This is a genomic window from Chitinophagales bacterium, assembly GCA_019694975.1.
In the GTDB taxonomy this organism is placed as follows: Bacteria; Bacteroidota; Bacteroidia; order Chitinophagales; family UBA10324; genus JACCZZ01.
Genome location: JAIBAY010000002.1, coordinates 518,061 through 536,964 on the forward strand (window position 1 = coordinate 518,061; position 18,904 = coordinate 536,964).

The following is an 18,904-nucleotide window of genomic DNA, read 5'->3' on the forward strand; positions in this document are numbered from 1 at the left end:
GCAATCGAAAGAAAATATTATAACAGATGCATTGTTTGATACCCGGAAACCAAATCAAATCCGGGGTCAACGTTGAATAGCGCCGTTCCGGACCGCTCGGTTGGCTGATCTGCCCAACGGCTATTTACTTCCCTGAAAAACTGCGGTCTTTCATCGCGTTAGGAACCATTAAAGCGGGTGGCAATGCCGCAAGCGGCATCTCAGAAATAATAAGGGCAATTGGCATCCAGCATAAGACGGGAACAGGGTAGAATTTTCAGGTTGCTATTTTGATTTCCGGCCAGAAAGTATATCTTTGCAGCCCTTAATCTAAATTTTATCATTCATGTACGCTATAGTAGCAATTGCCGGGCAGCAGTTCAAGGTTGAAGCAGGCAATGAGATCTTTGTTCACCGTTTGCAGGGTAATGCCGGCGACAAGGTTGAATTTGACAAGGTGCTTGTTCAGTTTTCTGAAGGTGGTATTGTAAAGAATGTAGCTGCGCCAAAAGTAACGGCCACCATTATTGATCATCTTAAAGGCGAAAAGGTAATTGCCTTCAAGAAGAAACGACGGAAGGGTTACAAGCGTAAAGTAGGTCACCGCCAGGCATTTACGAAGATTAAGATTGATGCAATTGCATAATTAAAAACTCAGATTAAAGATTCAATCCAGAAAACTGATTAATCATGGCACATAAGAAAGGTGAAGGCAGTTCTAAAAACGGTCGCGATTCACATGCGCAGCGACTTGGTGTTAAAATATTTGGTGGCCAGACAGCCATTCCCGGAAATATCATCGTACGTCAGCGTGGTACCAAATTCTGGCCGGGTAAAGGTGTTGATATGGGAAAAGACCATACCATTTTTGCCAAGGTGGAAGGTATTGTTGAATTCCGCAGGAAGCGCAATGAACGGAATTACATCAGTGTAATACCAGCAGCGGCAAATCCATCCAACTAACCATCAACACTACCCCTTTTGAAAGCTCCGCCATGGAGCTTTTTTTTTGCCCCTACCCGGTTGCAAAACCGGCCAGGTGATCTTCCAGCGACCAGTTTAACTTCCTGTGTTGCTGAAACTGCAGCACATATTTTCTCTCGCTCCCCTTTCCTTTCAAAGTGATCAATTGCCGGAAGTCCTTTTTATCCTTTTCATTCCAGCCATGCAATGAAGATGAAAGCATTAACAACAGCATGGAAAAATTCTTAAGACTTTCAGCCATAGAAGGAAGACTATAATCTGCGGTTTTAAGGTGCAGAAACTTTCGGCTGAACATCAATGCTTCTTGCTCTGCCTGCTGCCGGTTGCCGGCAAAACGGTCATGAATCATCCTGGTGATGGCCTCACTCACCAGCAAAACATCAATGCTGTTATTGTCCTTACCATCCAGTATCAATTCTTTGTTGGATCCGGAAAGCTTCTTCAGTACTGATAGCGGAGTGCGGTAATTTCTATCTGCTCTGATTTTTTCATATTCCGCATGTGCAGTTCCTTTCAATCCATCTTCCACCGGTACAAAGCCCATCCGGTAATAGAACCAGAATGCCCCTGATTTTAATCCTTCCATATTCCTGTATCCGATCTGATATGGTTCGATAACAAACCTGTTCACGCGATAATGCTGAGCATAAAGGCGCATAAGCTGCAAGAAAAGAAACGCTGATTCGCCACCGCGAAACGCTGATAAAACATTGATACCGATTTTACATTGGCGTTGAAAGATCCATCCACCGCCATAAGCAACCGGCAACCGGTTCTTAAACAGCATATACCCGATATAAGTATCGAAGGGAAGCCGCCTGTTGGCTGTCATGGGATACAACGCAATGGCAATCCCTTTCCCCATCTCAAAGTACGAGACTTCCGGTGTTTCCGCATAAGTGGAAGGATCTGTTTCGCGATGCAGCATGGCCAGTATCCCGCGCGACACAGTCACCAGGTGATCCTTTTCCGCTATTGAAATTGGTTTTGCGGCAGGAACAGGCATCCGGATAATTGCTGAAGCTGCATGTTCCTTCCGGAACTCCGACTTTTGAAAATAAATCTTCGCGGGCAATGAACGGGCATATGTCCGGGAAGGCGAATCATGATCGGTTTGCCAGGTAATGTATAGCTTCAAGCCATGAAAGAGATAGTCACGAAATGCAGGCTTGAGGTCATTTTGCTGAAATAATGTAACAAGCCAATGTAAATCAGTTTCCTGCTTTGCACCTTTTGCATACTGAATCAGCTTATTGAAAAGATATTCCTTCTTTTCCATCGACTCGCGTTCGGAAGCAGGTAACAGCAGCAATAATATCTCTCTGACCGTTTCCTTTTCACCTGCGAATTCAAAGATGCTTACCTGCGAAGGAAACCGATCGGCTAACCAGGCAGTCAGGTCAAGACTGAAGGCAACATGCACCGTTGAACAGGCAATGCCGGTTCCGCTCAGTTGCTTTTGCTTTCTCTGATTGGTACCATCAAAAATGCTTTGCACAATACCTGCAATCCTGTCCAGCTCATCAGCAGCCAAATGAAGCAATTGCCTGTTTTCAGGATATGCGAGCAGGAAGAGCATGCAATCATGATAAGCAATCAGGACATTCACATCTACAATATGCCTCGCAGCAAATTGATTCAACAACTCCAGTTTCCTTTCGGTCCATGATGCACCATAGCGGTTACTGCAAGTGCGCAATGCTTTCACTTCATCTATGCCCAGCGGCTCCGCTGACATTGCTTGTTTATTCATCGGCACTTTCGAGGTAATTAAAGGTCATTTTTCAAACACTGCAACTTACAAAATACAACCTTGCTAAATAAAATCCAGTCATTTGGATCATCATGATCGACGTGATCAGAATGGATGTATTCGCTATGATGCCTCATCAATCATACTATCTGACAAGCATTCATAACTATTGCGGTACTAAAGGAAAGAAAATGTTCCGATGGTAAAAAGACGGGCTCTCCCAATTATATCTTCAACTGCAACTGTGCAACAAACATGGTATTATTTTTCTGCAGGCCGGGAATTTCCACCGCGAATGAAGTGTGAATTACGTTCATCTGCAACCGAACATCATTATCGGGCATGAAAATAAAACCAATGCCACCGGTTATGGTATTAAACTGATCCTGATCATTGGAATCCAATGGATCGGTGTGTTCAAATTTGCCCCCGATCTCAAAAGTCTGCAGGCCGGGTTTATCAATACGATAGCGTAAGAGTGCCTGTCCGAAGTAACCATTCATCACAAAATCACTCATCTGCTTGTTGGAATCAGCATCGCTGCTGTACTTCAGGTTGTTATTGCCACTGATATATTCACCCTCGAGTATTAGCTTGATGTTGTCACCGAATGACTGCTGCAGGCTGACATCCGCTCCGGCCGCTCCGGCTGACACACCCTTTTCAATAGTATTCAACTGTGCATTTATGCCAAGCCGAAGACTGGGCACGGGGAAAAACTCCACACGGCCCACATAGTCTTTTCCATAATTGAGGTCGTAATTAACAGCGCGATCACTGCCATTAAAAATGCCAGCGTAATAATTAAGCGGTGTGGATTTCTTCAGGAAGGTTCCGAATACCATCAGGCCCGGATTGTAGGAGCTGTAATAGTTATTTACGAACAACCGGCTTGTTGGCCCACGGTCAATCATACGCAAATCTTCATGGCTGTTTAATTCATCCAGTTCAAACGGCTCCTTAAACTGCCCGCCACGAACCGAAAGCTGATCAGCATACCTGTATTCAAAATAAGCCAGCTCTATTACTTTGCCAAGGGTGGCACCGGTAGATTTCAGCTCGGGTAACTGCACACGCACCACACCTGACCATCGATCATTAATTTTAATGTCAGCACGCAACTCCACCCGTCTTAACCGGAAATTGGAGATAACAGGATCCGGTGTAATCTTGCCCTGAGCATCAACACTGTCGGTGAGCGATGCTTCGTATCTTGCCTGCACGAGCGCCTTCATCTTAATCGTCGGGTTAAATGAAGTTTGGGCAGTGCCGGGTGCTGATTGAGCAAAAGAGAGTGTTGTTACTGTGAGTGCAAGCAGGGTGAGGCAGCATTTTTTCATAGAAAATGTTTTAACAAATTATTAAGTCAGCACAAATGTATAGTTAAGGTTTGCGTCCTTATATTAACAAATGATTAATAGAATGTGAACAAAACATTAATCGTTTCGCTGCCAAACCGAAAAAGGTCATTGGATTGAATCAAAGCGACGTTTTTCAACTCAAAACTCTTAACAAAGGATTCAACTACAGTGGCAAAGATTGGTGATGCAGCTAGCCTAGCTGATTATTCCGTGTAAGTCTGTCTAATAAAAGCATATTTGAACTGCCTCATGCGTGCGTTCCAAATAATTTCATGAAGGCTGCCAATGTCAGCTATCAGACTTATCGGTCTATATGATAACCTGCGAAGGCAACATAACCATGGCATTTTACCTTGATTGTTAGTACCTTCGCCACTGTAAAATTCTACGATGCCAATCACCAGAGAACAGGTGCTGAAAGCCCTCAGTTACGTTGATGATCCCGATCTAGGAAAGGATTTGGTAACACTTCAGATGATCAGAGATATTGAGATAACGGGTAATAACGTATCCTTCACGGTGATGCTGACCACGCCAGCCTGCCCAATGAAGGATGCGATACAAAAAGCCTGTATCAACGCAATTCATCATCTTGTGGATAAGGAGGCAGCAGTGCAGGTTACGATGAAATCTGATGTAACATCGCATCGCAAAGACAATGGCACCATGTTGCCCGGTGTAAAAAACATCATTGCCGTAGCGTCCGGAAAAGGTGGTGTAGGCAAGTCGACTGTAGCTGTAAACCTGGCGATTGGGCTTGCAGAGAATGGCGCGGCAGTTGGGCTGATTGATGCCGATATCTACGGGCCTTCCATTCCGCTGATGCTCGATATAAAAGGACAGCGTCCGGATGTAAAAGAGATAGGCACAAAGCAGGTCATGATACCCATTGAAAAATATGGTATCAAAGCATTATCAATTGGCTTACTGGTTGATGAAAAACAAGCTGTGGTCTGGCGCGGGCCGATGGTTTCCTCTGCTTTAAGGCAATTTGTTACAGATTGTGATTGGGGTGAACTTGATTACCTCGTAATCGATCTTCCTCCCGGAACAGGTGACATTCATCTCACGCTGGTACAGACCGTACCGGTAACAGGAGCTATTATCGTTACCACGCCGCAGGACGTTTCGCTGGCAGATGCAAAGAAAGCGATGGGCATGTTCGCTATTCATCCCATCAATGTTCCCATCCTCGGCGTTGTGGAAAATATGTCCTACTTTGTACCTGAGGGTACAGATGCCGGCCTGCAGGAAAACAAACATTATATTTTCGGGAAAGGGGGTGGAAGCAGGTTGTCGGAAGAGTACAATGTTCCATTACTGGCTGAAATCCCAATTGTTCAGCGGATCAGGGAAGGCGGTGACGAGGGGAAGCCTGCGGTGCTGAGTAATGACAAAATATGTGTTCCGGTATTCCGTGAACTCGCACAAAAAGTGGCGCAGCAGGTGGCTATCAGGAATGCCAGTCTTGCTTCCACTAAGTTGGTGGAAGTAGTATCATAGAAAGCAAAGGAAAATTAATTCAAAATTTATTGCATCCTAAAAGCACACCAATGGCGGTAAAAAAGAAGCATATTCACTTGTTACGCCGTGTGGAAGAATCACTGAACACCATCCGTCCCTACCTGGTAACAGACGGTGGTAATATTGAAGTGGTTGAACTGACAGATGACATGGTATTAAAACTAAAGCTGTTGGGCAATTGTGAAGATTGCCCGATGAGCGAAATGACTATGACGGCAGGTGTGGAAGAAACCATTAAAAGGTCGGTTCCGGAGATTGTTCGTGTGGAAGCCATCTGAAGGTTGCAAATGCTATCACTTTTCATGGTGTCATCCGGCCGGCAGTAACAGATCGAATATAGCAAGGCGGGATTAGCAGATATGGAAATGGAATACTTAGTAATGTCCCGTTTTTTAAGAAACTTCCGGTAACGGTTTCTGTTCGGCAAACATCAATACTTTTAACATATCAAACCTGCACTTCTTTGACACGTAAAGATCTTGTTGAGCTTATCAGGAAAAAGCGATCCTTTCTATGCGTCGGCCTCGATACGGATATTGAAAAAATTCCTCCACACCTGCTGCACCTTCCTGATCCTGTTTTTGAATTCAACAGGAGAATTATTGATGCAACCAATGACTTATGCGTTGCTTATAAAATTAATACTGCCTTCTATGAGTCATCCGGCGTGAAAGGCTGGCAAAGCATGAAGAAAACATGGGAATATATTCCCAAAAACATTTTTACGATTGCTGATGCAAAAAGAGGTGATATTGGCAATACTTCGGCCATGTATGCGCGTGCATTCTTTGATAAAAATCATTCGGGGTTCGGCTATGATGCATTAACCGTATCACCTTACATGGGCGAAGATTCCGTTTTGCCCTTTCTTCAATATCAGCATAAATGGGTAATCGTACTGGCACTGACCTCCAACAAAGGCAGCAATGATTTCCAGCAACGGCAAACTGATGGCGAAAAACTGTATGAGGCGGTGATCAGGAAAACAAAGCAATGGGGCCATCCGGATAATACGATGCTTGTAGTCGGAGCAACACATCCTGATGTATTTGCACATATCCGCAAACTGGTACCGGATCATTTTCTACTTGTGCCGGGTGTTGGAGCGCAGGGCGGAGATCTGCAGCAGATTGCAGCGCACGGGATGAACAATGAATGCGGCCTGTTGGTAAACGTATCCAGAAATATCATTTATGCAGACACCACCGAAGACTTTGCGGGTGCGGCCAGGAATGAAGCGTTGCAATACCAGGCAACAATGTCAGCTTTGTTAAGCGTATAGCATGAAAATTATTTTTCAATGGCTGAGGATACCCGTTTAACAAACGATCTGCCTCGATCCACAGCTGAAGGACTTTCTGCCTGTATGACTATTTATTGCGATGTCAAACAAGCAAAGATTAATCGTTTCTGCTCAGTTGTCTTCCCTGTCGGCATCAACCGTTTAGCCTGAACTGCTGAAATAATTGGGGATTCGCCCGGTAATATTTAAGCGGATTTCAGTATACTTACAGTATATATTATAATCATATTCTTATGACTGAAAAGTTTCTTCATTATTTATGGAGAATGAAGCTCCTGCAACACAATTCCCTTCAAACCACCGATGGCGAAAAGATTTTCATCATCCATGCCGGCGAATACAATACCGATGCAGGGCCTGATTTTTTACAGGCTAAAATCAGGATCGGTGACACCCTCTGGGCAGGCAATGTTGAGATTCATGTACGCGCCTCCGACTGGAATTTACACAGGCATCAGCAAGACAAGGCATATGATAATATTGTGCTGCATGCAGTGTATGAACAGGATATGCCTATTGCCCGGGAAGATGGTTCCGTTATACCCTGCCTTGAACTAAAAGATCATGTAGATGTATCCATCTATTCGCAGTACCAGGCTTTGATGCTTAGCACCACAAGCATACCCTGCGCACAGCAACTGCATAATGTTCCACCCATTATTATCAGCCAATGGCTGCACCGTTTACTGATAGAAAGAATGGAAGAAAAAACACTGCCTGTTCTTCATGAATTGCAGGAGAACCAGCGAAACTGGGAAGAGACTTTTTACCGATTCCTGGCTATGGCCTTTGGCAACAGCGTAAATTCAGCGCCTTTTTACCTGCTTGCCCGTTCGCTTCCTGTTAAGGTATTGGCAAAACACAAGAATAATCTCTTTCAGCTGGAAGCGCTGTTGTTTGGCACAGCAGGCTTCCTCGGTGAAACATACGCTGATGACTATCCAAATGAATTGAAAAAGGAATTTAGCTTCCTGCGTATGAAATATGGCTTGCAACCATTAAAACATCATACCTGGAAATTCCTGAGACTCAGGCCGGCAAACTTCCCCTCCCTGCGCATTGCACAGTTTGCTCAACTCATTCATAAATCATCACATTTGTTTTCACAGCTGCTAACGATCACCGGTACAGATAACTTCATCGCCTGCTTTGAAACGGCTGCATCATCTTACTGGAACGATCATTACCGGTTTGATAAAAAATCAGTAATGCATAAAAAGGCGATGGGCAGGTCGTCTATTGAATCGCTTACTATCAACACAGTCGTTCCTTTCCTGTTTATCTATGGGAAATTCAGGGATGAGCATCAATACTGTGACCGCGCCCTGCTGCTCCTGGATGACCTCCGGCCGGAAAAGAATAAGGTATCAGCACACTGGGCAGCATTGGGTATCCATGCCCGGTCAGCCTATGAATCGCAGGCATTGCTTCAACTTCATACAAACTACTGCAGGCAATTCAGATGTCTTGAATGCAGCATTGGCCACCGGATATTGAATCATGGCCTGACAAGCCTTACATCTGCTGAAAACAAACTCCCAAAAACTTCTTGACAAGTATTATAAAAGAATCTATTTTTGCCACATGAACCGGATAAAATATTTTGTGGAAGGGCGAATTTTCGGTGTCTGCAGTTACCTCGGCGATAAACTGGGCATTGCCTCATCCTACATCAGGCTTTTCTTTATCTATACTTCATTTATCAGTATCAGCTCACCGGTCATCATCTACCTGATTCTTGCCTTCTGGATTAACCTGAAAAAATATATTTCAGGTAAGAAGAATCCTGTTTGGGAATAAGCGGTTTATGCTGCAGCATATTACACGTGTGATTTAATTCACCTGGCGTATTTTTCCGGATACACCGCCATTATACCGGCTTTTCAATTTCGCTGTTAATACTAGCACGCATCTCATACTTACAACCTGAACAAGAAGGATGTGCATCATCAGGAGCATGAAAGTCACCCTTCAATGCATTATAAATTCAATTTTACAGCCCGGCAATAAAAAGCCGCACCATCCTTTGATGATGCGGCTTTCATTGCACTCATTTGGACTTAAAACTGGTACTACTTAATAAGCAGCACTTTCTGTTCTGTTTTAAAGTCACCATTAATCAACCTTACAAAGTACATACCTGCTGACAACTGTTGCATGTTAAATGTTACCGTTTCATTATCACTCAGATCATCGCCATTCAGATTCACCACACTCATCACGCGTCCATACATATCGAGCAGTTGAACCGTTACGGCACCTTCCTGCACATTAAGGATTGAAACATTCAGGTTGTCGGAAGACGGATTAGGCCATGCATTGATGCTGATCACATTACTTACATCCATCTTATCCTCATCCTGCATTTTCTGACCAACCGAGATTTCCACCTTCTTCGATGTATGCATACATCCCGTAGAAAGATCCGTAACATGGACAGAGTATTCACCAGAAACAGTTGCACAATATGTGTTCTTGTCAGCAGCACCCGGAATTGCTACACCATTCAACCGCCATTCGTAAGAGTAGTTCGGATTGTTTTTGGTGAATAGTTTCACGTTAGGAGCCTGACAAGCCGGTGTGTTCGGTTTCACCACAATCTTTGCTTTCACAAGGTCATAAACGGTAACGGTCATTTCATCTGTGGCTTGGCATCCACCTGCACCTGTTACAGTTACAGTATATGTCGTTGACTCTTTCACATTCGTAGTCGGAGTGGCAATATTCGCATTGTCTAAACCGGTTACAGGCGACCAACTGTAAGTAGCATTCTGGTCGGAAGATGATGCATGCAACATCACCGGTTCATTATGACATTTAGAAACATCTGGGCCGGCATTTACCAATATATCGCAAACAATATCATGGATGATGAAGGACTGACCAACCTGGCATCCATGCGCATCAGTTACCGTTACTGTGTATGTGCCTGCAGGAAGGTTGGTACGGTCTTCCGTCGTTGCACCGTCATTCCACAGATAGCCATAAGGGCCTGTGCCGCCTGTTACCGTTACATCAATACTGCCATCATTACTACCAACAATTGTTATGTCATTTACTATACCATTCATGTCAAGTACAACCGGCTCACCCACTATGAAAGCCTTTGAGGCTGTGCAGCCGCCGGCATCCGTCGCCGTTACCGTGTAAGTTCCGCCACTCAATCCTGTGCGATCCTGTGTGGTGGCACCATCATTCCATAAATAGGTTACCTGTCCCTGTGCACCTGTTACCGATACATCAATTGATCCATCGGCATTGCCATGACACGTTACATCAATTTGTGTTCCGCTCATGCCCAGGCTGCAGGGTGGTTCATGTATGGTAAAGGTCTCGCCTTTGCTGCATCCATTCGCATCAGTTACCGTTACTGTGTAGGTTCCTGCCGGAAGGTTGGTACGGTCTTCCGTCGTCGCACCGTCATTCCACAGATAACCATAAGGGCCTGTGCCGCCTGTTACTGTTACATCAACACTGCCATCGCTGCCTGATGTGATCGTTACATCTTGCGTGGTTCCGCTCATTCCCAGTACAACAGGCTCATTCACTATGAATGCCTTTGAGGCTGTGCAGCCACCGGCATCCGTCGCCGTTACCGTGTAAGTTCCGCCACTCAATCCTGTGCGATCCTGTGTGGTGGCACCATCATTCCATAAATAGGTTACCTGTCCCTGTGCACCTGTTACCGATACATCAATTGATCCATCGGCATTGCCATGACACGTTACATCAATTTGTGTTCCGCTCATGCCCAGGCTGCAGGGTGGTTCATGTATGGTAAAGGTCTCGCCTTTGCTGCATCCATTCGCATCAGTTACCGTTACTGTGTAGGTTCCTGCAGGAAGGTTGGTACGGTCTTCCGTTGTTGCACCGTCATTCCACAGATAGCCATAAGGGCCTGTGCCGCCTGTTACCGTTACATCAACACTGCCATCGCTGCCTGATGTGATCGTTACATCTTGCGTGGTTCCGCTCATTCCCAGTACAACAGGCTCATTCACTATGAATGCCTTTGAGGCTGTGCAGCCACCAGCATCCGTCGCCGTTACCGTGTAAGTTCCGCCACTCAATCCTGTGCGATCCTGTGTGGTGGCGCCGTCATTCCATAAATAGGTTACCTGTCCCTGTGCACCTGTTACCGATACATCAATTGATCCATCGGCATTGCCATGACATGTTACATCAATTTGTGTTCCGCTCATGCCCAGGCTGCAGGGTGGTTCATGTATGGTAAAGGTCTCGCCTTTGCTGCATCCATTCGCATCAGTTACCGTTACTGTGTAGGTTCCTGCCGGAAGGTTGGTACGGTCTTCCGTCGTCGCACCGTCATTCCACAGATAACCATAAGGGCCTGTGCCGCCTGTTACTGTTACATCAACACTGCCATCGCTGCCTGATGTGATCGTTACATCTTGCGTGGTTCCGCTCATTCCCAGTACAACAGGCTCATTCACTATGAATGCCTTTGAGGCTGTGCAGCCACCGGCATCCGTCGCCGTTACCGTGTAAGTTCCGCCACTCAATCCTGTGCGATCCTGTGTGGTGGCACCATCATTCCATAAATAGGTTACCTGTCCCTGTGCACCTGTTACCGATACATCAATTGATCCATCGGCATTGCCATGACATGTTACATCAATTTGTGTTCCGCTCATGCCCAGGCTGCAGGGTGGCTGACTTAAAACAATGCTATTTGTTGCCGGGCAGTTATGCGCATCACTTACGGTTACCGTATACGTGCCTGCAATCAGGCCAGTGGCGGTTTGAGTAGTCTGACCATTACTCCAGACATAGGTATAGCCAGGTGTTCCTCCGCTTGGATTGGCGGTAGCCGTTCCATCATTACCACCTGTAATGGTCACATTTGTTTTAGACATTCCCACACTCACGGAAGTGGCAGGTTGATCTACGATTATGCTTGTGCTTGCAGTGCATCCATGCGAATCTGTTACGGTTACTGTGTATGTGCCTGCTGTAAGTGTATTGATAGATGAAGTAGTAGCGCCTGTATTCCACAAGTAGCCATAAGAAGGCGTTCCGCCGCTTACTGTCACAGATGCAGCACCATTATTACCATTTTTGCAAGAGACATCACTATGCGAAGGAGTCAGCCCAATCACCGGAGGTTCACCCACAGTAGTTGAAGCAGTGGCAGTACATGAAATACCATCGGTAACCGTAACGGTATATGTACCGGCAGGCAGGTTATTTACCGTTTGCGTAGTAGCGCCATTGCTCCATAAATAATTTACGTTACCCGAAGCATTGGTAACTGAAGCCGATACAGAACCTGTGCTTGTACCTTGACAATTTGCATCAGTATGTGATGCTGAAACGGATAAAGAACACGGAGGGCAAAAGCCAAAGTCAATGTTAAAATTGGTCTCACCGCTTTTACCGGTTGTGTAGTCAATAGTTGCAAGATTACTTACAACAGTGGCATCGTTGTCACTCCAGTCCGTTTTTCCATTACCGGTCACATTCGCTGAAGTCAGCGTGAGTCCTGCGAGTACTCCGCTTCCGCTGCCATTATATTGGGAACTAGAAATCTTGATAACATATGCGGTATTCGGCGTAAGGCCGGACGCTCCATTCATGTTAACATTAGCATTTGTAAAATAATAATTACCGGTTGAGCTGGTCGTTGCAGAACCCAGTTGCGTGGTGCCATTGGAAGCATACAACTGCACCACTACACCGCTTATACCTGATTCATTGGCATCCTGGATACCGTTGCGGTTTGCATCATTCCACACCAGGTTTCCTATTTCCAGTGGTGCAAGGTCACCTATCAGTTCTATATCACCCAAACCTACGCTTTTGGCGGACCGAACACCACGGTTTGTTTCATCGTAGATATTTGCACCATAATAAGTTGTACCATCATCATTCCGGTCACCGTCACTAGTGCCAAGTGTCATCACCCCTCCGCAATTTGCAGTAATGGCAGGGTCATAGGCAGTTACTGCTACACGATTGCTGCCATTAAGGAGCGCCATGGAGCCACCCGTTGATTCAGCATGTTTAAGAGAACCTGAAACGGTTCCTCCGGTATTATATATATCGCCATTAAAAAATTCTGTTCCCGATCCGGCAGCCTGGGCAATTGATTCAGGAGTGATGGTGCAGGGGCCATTGGTGCGGTCAACTTTCAAAATGTCGCAACTCGCCAAATCAGAACGTCCGTTATTACTTGAAGAACTTCCCAGCCCCGCATCATCCGGTGCTTCATCACTTGGAGAATAATTCCGATAGCCCACTTGCAATCCCATCCTGTCTAAGACTGCGACAAGAATGTTGCCTTTATCATCAAATTCAAAATCACTGATTATAGGCTGGGGAAAACAAAGTTTTTCATTCTCAACGTTATTATCCTGCAGGAAATCTTCATAGTTATTGTTCCATTTGTTGTACCGTGCAGCTGCCCGCCTGTTAACAGAGCCGCCTGCATCAGAAAGGGAATTTACGTCCGGCAATCCTTTTGGATAGTTAAAGTTAATAGTAGCTACCGGCGTGTTTGAATAGGACCCGGATGCAACATCGAATTCAAGAATGTATCCCTTCAAATCGCTATAGTAGGCGGTGGTTAGCCCGCCGATCTTAGTTGCAGATGAGGCATCGGCCACAACACCTACATAAACTTTTCCTTTATAATATTTTACACCCCAGGGCCTGAGTGTACCATTGGTCGCAGAAATAGAAACAGGCAAAGCATAAGAACTCACCGCGCCTGCCGAAGAAATAGTCGTAAGTGAAGCTGGATTTGAAATGGCTATTTTGTAAAGCTTTTTATCATACAAATTCATCACGAATACTGCCGTACCATCATCGGAGATATCCAAACCACCCAATGAAACACAACCTACCTGAGCCAGTGCCGCTGCATCATAACTGGCATATGGAACGGGCAGCCCGCTTCCCGGAAATGAAGTAGGCAATACGCCTGGCAACCCTCTTTCTGTATTGGTTCCGATAACAGAATTAAACGGAATATTATCTGTTAATGCCTGTCCCGGACTTCCACCATAACCCGTCTGTCCTGATTTATAAGGATAGGTTCCGGTGCCTCTGGTGGCGAATCCCAGGTTATCGAGATCAATTAACAGTGAAGCTCCTGTTGATGCAGGATCGACAATGTAGATGGCACCACTTCCGTTAGGGCCCAAGCCATCATGACGCCTCAAAGCTGCGGAATAAAGCAACTTTTTTGCCTGCTTTGAATAAGCTACGCCCCAGACTGAACCAACACTGCCGGAATTCGCCAGCGTGGTGTTAGAAGGATTATCCACTGTGCTGGCCGCAGCACTGTTGTATGTTATTTTTACTGCGTCTTCAAAAGTGCCAGCATTATTTGCACCACCAGTCGCAGTAACATTCCCTGCTGTGAAGATGCTGGTAGCGAGATAAGGATTTGTAGTGCTGACATACTGTGCCGGGTAATACAATGCAAAATTAATGTTTGTAGCTCCGCCACTAACAAAGCGAACGTTTGATCCGTACGTTGCTCCGGACAAGCCATTATAATCATAGCTCTCATTAAGGTTGCAATAATCAGAGCTGCCGGAAGGAATCACAAATTCCAATCTGACCTTGGTGGCAGCAGCTACTGATCCGGTATTACTTCCCTGTGTTCCATTATAGGTACTACCGCTGGAAGGAATTGAGTACGTTCCGGCTGAACCGGTCGTATAAGAAGCTACCAGAACATCAGCAGAGTTGTAGGCATTTACAATAATCCCTGCAACCGCCGGTTCGATATTTGGCGAGGTTGTTCCCTGCGATCCATTTCCATTGAAGTCACGGAATGCCGTTCCGCTGATTTGAGCACTTGCAAACTGAGGCAGCAAGGCAGCACATATAAACATAGGCAAGCACAATAGTGCCATTAGCCGCGCTTTACGCGGCAGTGTAAACAGGGATGTCATGGTGTTTGGTGTTTTGGTGTTAAAATGCGGCGCGAATATATATCTAAATGCTTTTCTGCACCATGATGAAAAAATACTTTTTATAATAATTATTAGGTTTCGAACAACAACATTTACAACCGAAGTATGAGAATATCAGCAAGTCATTGATCGCATATTACTTTGTAAATATCCACTGCAATGCAATTACAGCTTCACTGCCAAAGGCATAAGATGCATGCAGGATTTAATGTGCGCGGCAGCTAGTACTCAGGTAACCACCGATGCTGTTGTGAATCGTACACATAAGTGTATACCGCTTCCTGTTTCACGGTAGGGGCAATCAGGTTGTAATCAAATTCAACAGCATTGACATGTAACTTGCCATCCGTTGAGAATTTCAGCTTCCGTGCTTTATCATCACCTCGCGGTCCGAGCCCGGTAAGGTCAATGACAGGATTGGCCACTTCGTTGGTATCCTTGCTTAAAGAAAGGTTCATGGCATAAATTATACTTGATCTTGCGCTGGCATAAAATAATTGCTTTTGCCCCTTTATCGTATAAGTTGCAAGGCCAAGTGCATCAAAATGATCAAGGATCAGTTCAGCTTTTCCGTTTGATATATTTATACTGAAGATTTTACCGTTTTCATGGTTCTCATCCGATCCTTCAAGGGTTGAAACATACAATGATCTTGTATCACAATCATAGGCCATACCGACAATTCCAAAAGGATTCCGCGGGTCATAACGGCTTTCAACCGGAAGATCAAGAAATTTTTCCATCACGCCGCTGTTGTGATCTATTTTGAAAATTGTGTTTTTTTCTTCAGCAGGATTATGCAATGAGTTTACAACAGGCAAGGGTGCTACATAGATGTTTCCAGCTTCATCAAAAATAATTGATCCGAGAAAGCCTGCAGATTTCCACGACGGATGCTGATAAATACGGGTGTATTCGCCAGGATTTCGTGGATCTTTGAATTCCGCGAAAATGATTCCCATGTTCAGTCTGTCAGAAGTGCTGAAACCGCTTCTCGTAAGATCAAAATTCAATTGCTGAATAAATTCAGGCTGACGGGTGCAGGTGTTTTGGCTTACCACACGCCATGGCAGCAAAATAATTATTATGGTAATGAGGAGCAAATTGATTGTGCTTTTCATTTTCATTTTGAAATATCCAGTTGCCTGATGATGTTGCTTCACTTCATTTAATCGGCACAAACAACGGGCCGGCAAAACACGGGTAGATACGGGTTTTTATCAGTCCTTCTTCGACATAATTTTCAGCCCAGCAATATTCCTTTCCCGGCGTATCATCATTCTTCATTTGCGGCACATACCACAGCACCAATTTTTTTCCTTCAATATTTTCCGCGACAGGTTCCAGGTATTTGTCAGGCCCCTGATGATAGTTATCATTGCAGCAGGGCCCGATGGTGGGCATATCGGCATCACCCTCATCATTATTCCTGTGATAAAGCGTCACATAAGTATATGCATAGTCTCCCCGCCCGCTATCGGCAAACTGACCTAATCCGGGCTCCAGGTAATACCCGGCATTCTCTGCCGTGGAAATTTTAAAGAGGTACTTTTCATCGGTATATCTGGTGAGTTCGTTCTGGAGGTACCATTGCTCCGCTTTCCATTGCTTCCACTGATTGGTCCCGCTATACTGAAAAAAGTTCTGCTGTTCGCCGGCGAAAACAATCCGCAGTACAGGTCTGTACGTGCCATTGTTACCACAGCCGCGACCCAAACTTGCCACTGCAAACCTCCAGCTTCCGTCATTAAAAAATTCATACCGCTGTTCGTACTGGTAATTACAGGAAGCAGGCCAGCCGCGTGACCAATACTGCTGCCGCAGCCTGAATCCCGTTATTTTCTTTTGCTGATTGAACAAAGTATCAATGAAAGGAGCATTGACGGCAATAACCGCTGATTGAGAAAAAACCGGGCAACCCACGGCATCACTGTATCCAAATCCATCTGTATTGGAATAGCTAACATGCCAGTCCACAAGCTTTGCCTGATCTATGACCGGTATATTTTTGTAGGTCACATCAGAAATCCTCAAACCATCACTGCTGGTCAGCATAAAATTAATTTTCCAGTTACCGACAACGGCGAGTGTATCATGCTGGCAATAACACTCAGAAATATTCTTGTTCGCCATGCTCCTTTCGGTTACCAGCGGCTCATCCTTTCCCGTATAGGTCCAGCGAACCCCTGCTACTTTCAGGTCGGTAAGGTCAACGATAACCCAAAGTGCTTTGTCTTTATAAGTGAAAGTAGGAGCAACACACAAGTGCATACTTCTTTCACAATGCGTGTTGTTCAATGAAGTTTTCGTATCCGCCATCAGTGCATTTTCTTTCGTTGGTTTAAATCCGAGGGCATTTTCAACCTGGTAAGAATTCACGGCAAGATAAAGCCCCAGTTGCCTGAGCTTGTCGGGTATATCCGGCTGCACATCTTTATACAAGGCTCGTCTAATCACTTTTTTGTTTTTCAAATCAACAAATGCGACAGACGTAAGGTTAATGGCGAAATTATAGAGTTCCACTTTATAATACCGTTCGGGCACATAAGTAATTGCCGGAGGCAGGTCACTCTCACGGACAGGGTATACACCGAATATTTCATTCAGGAATGGCTGACCACTTTTCCGATCGATGGTGTTAGCAAGAAACCCGGAGTCCTGCAGGGCAATTGTCTGTGCCGCACTTTGCAACGCATTTAAACCAGCAAGCGGGATGATGGATGGCTTTTGCCTTAGAGCATTAGCAATCTCCGCTTTCCTTAATTGCACAAGATCTTCTGCAGAATTTTGAGCATATCCGGAGCTTGCAACAATCATAAATATAAACACGCTGAAAATGCATCTGCACTTCAAAGAGTTGTATCTGAGAAAGCTAAGACAACCGGTGTTGAAAAATAATGGAAGCTTCAATATGCTAATATCTGGTAATAAGCATGTGCTCTTTTCATGACTATCATTGTGATTATCGCTGCTAAAACCGGTAACAAGTCTGAATTTCATTGTTTGAAGGGATCGCTGAGTCTATCATTTGTAATCAAACTGCTGTCGCTCAAAGATAGCAAAAACGATATGAGGGCTTGCCGGTCCGCTTCCTGTAAAGCGACAGTTTTCAATCTTACAGAGCGGTTACGGCTTGTCTGATGCTGACCGATCTGAACATAATGTTCAATTACCTGACTCAACGTCCGCATGCTGCCATTGTGCATGTAAGGTGCAGTATAGGCCAGGTTGCGCAGTGTAGGTACCCTGAATTTTCCAATATCCGCAGGATCATGTGTGGCTTCAAACAATCCGCTGTCGGGCAATTCGAGTGCGGATGTGTTTTGAAATATTCCGGTATTGAAGTAAGCGGTATCATTTATTGTTGCATTGGTAAAAAAAATTCCCGCATGACAACTTCCGCAACCAACACTATCGCTGTAAAACAACCGCATGCCCTTCAGTTCCAGAGTGTCCAGTTTAGTTTCACCGGCTACATATTTATCGTATTCCGCATTGAGCGATTTAAACTGCAACATAAAATCCACGATACATTCTTGCACTTCATCTATTGTATAAGGATGCTCTCTCTCCGGAAAAGCCTGAGGGAGTTGTGATCCATAATAAGTATCGCCAAGCAGGAAATTCTTCAGTGCGGCAACATCTTTCATAAATCCCATCTCTACAGGATGTTCATTAAACAATGGCACCTGCATTTGTGACTGAAGGCTGATAATGCGGTTGTCAGCCCATGTATAATACCGGAGGCTTTCAAGATTAAAGAGCCCCGGTGAATTTCTTTTTAAGGGTACACCCTCTGCGCCCAGTGAAGTGCGGTAGCCGTCACTGAATGCATATCGCTGATCATGGCACGATGAACAGGATTTTATGCCATTTACTGACAACCGTTTATCATAAAACAAGTGCCGCCCTATTTCCCTGCGAAGTGAATCACTTTCGATACCTGAAGCCGAGGAATTAAAAATCCGTGCCGAGCAAAAAATGGAAGCCACTGCCAAGAGCCATGCATAAAGCAATACGCGAAAAATATGATTTATACTTATAGTCAATTTCC

General features: G+C 45.0%; 13 protein-coding genes. 7 read left to right on the plus strand and 6 right to left on the minus strand.

From position 1 onward, the window contains the following. Positions 1-325 precede the first annotated feature (325 nt). Together rplU and rpmA are read left to right on the plus strand one after the other, a co-directional pair. Complete coding sequence (gene rplU, locus K1X61_05305) at positions 326-625, plus strand: 50S ribosomal protein L21 (GenBank protein ID MBX7108047.1); 300 nt, start codon at positions 326-328, stop codon at positions 623-625. Positions 626-669: 44 nt separating this feature from the next. Next, the gene (gene rpmA / locus K1X61_05310) at positions 670-942 is read left to right on the plus strand and encodes a 50S ribosomal protein L27 (GenBank protein ID MBX7108048.1); all 273 of its coding nucleotides are present in this window, start codon (positions 670-672) and stop codon (positions 940-942) included. 52 nt (positions 943-994) lie between these two features. On the opposite strand, the gene K1X61_05315 is transcribed toward rpmA, so the two are convergent. Both K1X61_05315 and K1X61_05320 read right to left on the minus strand, forming a co-directional pair. Beyond that, positions 995-2,716, minus strand: a complete 1,722-nt coding sequence (locus K1X61_05315; GenBank protein ID MBX7108049.1) for a hypothetical protein — start codon at positions 2,714-2,716, stop codon at positions 995-997. Positions 2,717-2,940: 224 nt separating this feature from the next. After that, on the minus strand, positions 2,941-4,056 hold the full coding sequence (locus K1X61_05320) for an OprO/OprP family phosphate-selective porin (protein ID MBX7108050.1): 1,116 nt from the start codon (positions 4,054-4,056) through the stop codon (positions 2,941-2,943). Positions 4,057-4,467: 411 nt separating this feature from the next. Here K1X61_05320 and K1X61_05325 point away from each other — a divergent pair, with 411 nt between their 5' ends. The 5 genes from K1X61_05325 (at position 4,468) to K1X61_05345 (ending at position 8,704) form a co-directional block, all read left to right on the plus strand. After that, positions 4,468-5,580, plus strand: coding sequence for an Mrp/NBP35 family ATP-binding protein (locus K1X61_05325; protein ID MBX7108051.1), 1,113 nt, complete (start codon positions 4,468-4,470; stop codon positions 5,578-5,580). Between the two features lie 50 nt (positions 5,581-5,630). Next, positions 5,631-5,879, plus strand: a complete 249-nt coding sequence (locus K1X61_05330) for a NifU family protein (protein MBX7108052.1) — start codon at positions 5,631-5,633, stop codon at positions 5,877-5,879. A 185-nt stretch (positions 5,880-6,064) separates the two neighbouring features. Continuing rightward, on the plus strand, positions 6,065-6,883 hold the full coding sequence (gene pyrF, locus K1X61_05335; GenBank protein ID MBX7108053.1) for an orotidine-5'-phosphate decarboxylase: 819 nt from the start codon (positions 6,065-6,067) through the stop codon (positions 6,881-6,883). 254 nt (positions 6,884-7,137) lie between these two features. Then, a complete protein-coding gene (locus K1X61_05340; protein ID MBX7108054.1) occupies positions 7,138-8,457 on the plus strand; it encodes a DUF2851 family protein in 1,320 nt (439 codons plus the stop codon). Positions 8,458-8,488: 31 nt separating this feature from the next. Next, positions 8,489-8,704: a PspC domain-containing protein gene (locus tag K1X61_05345; GenBank protein ID MBX7108055.1), complete on the plus strand. Its 216-nt coding sequence runs from the start codon at positions 8,489-8,491 to the stop codon at positions 8,702-8,704. Between the two features lie 272 nt (positions 8,705-8,976). Here K1X61_05345 and K1X61_05350 read toward each other — a convergent pair whose 3' ends face one another. The 4 genes from K1X61_05350 to K1X61_05365 form a co-directional block, all read right to left on the minus strand. Then, positions 8,977-14,790: a T9SS type A sorting domain-containing protein gene (locus K1X61_05350; GenBank protein ID MBX7108056.1), complete on the minus strand. Its 5,814-nt coding sequence runs from the start codon at positions 14,788-14,790 to the stop codon at positions 8,977-8,979. A 281-nt stretch (positions 14,791-15,071) separates the two neighbouring features. Beyond that, positions 15,072-15,971 (minus strand): hypothetical protein, encoded by a 900-nt coding sequence (locus tag K1X61_05355; GenBank protein MBX7108057.1) that lies wholly within the window; start codon positions 15,969-15,971, stop codon positions 15,072-15,074. Between the two features lie 43 nt (positions 15,972-16,014). Further along, entirely contained in the window at positions 16,015-17,619 is a 1,605-nt protein-coding gene (locus K1X61_05360) for a hypothetical protein (protein MBX7108058.1), read from the minus strand. A gap of 227 nt (positions 17,620-17,846) precedes the next feature. Further along, a complete protein-coding gene (locus K1X61_05365) occupies positions 17,847-18,752 on the minus strand; it encodes a hypothetical protein (GenBank protein MBX7108059.1) in 906 nt (301 codons plus the stop codon). Positions 18,753-18,904: the final 152 nt, after the last annotated feature.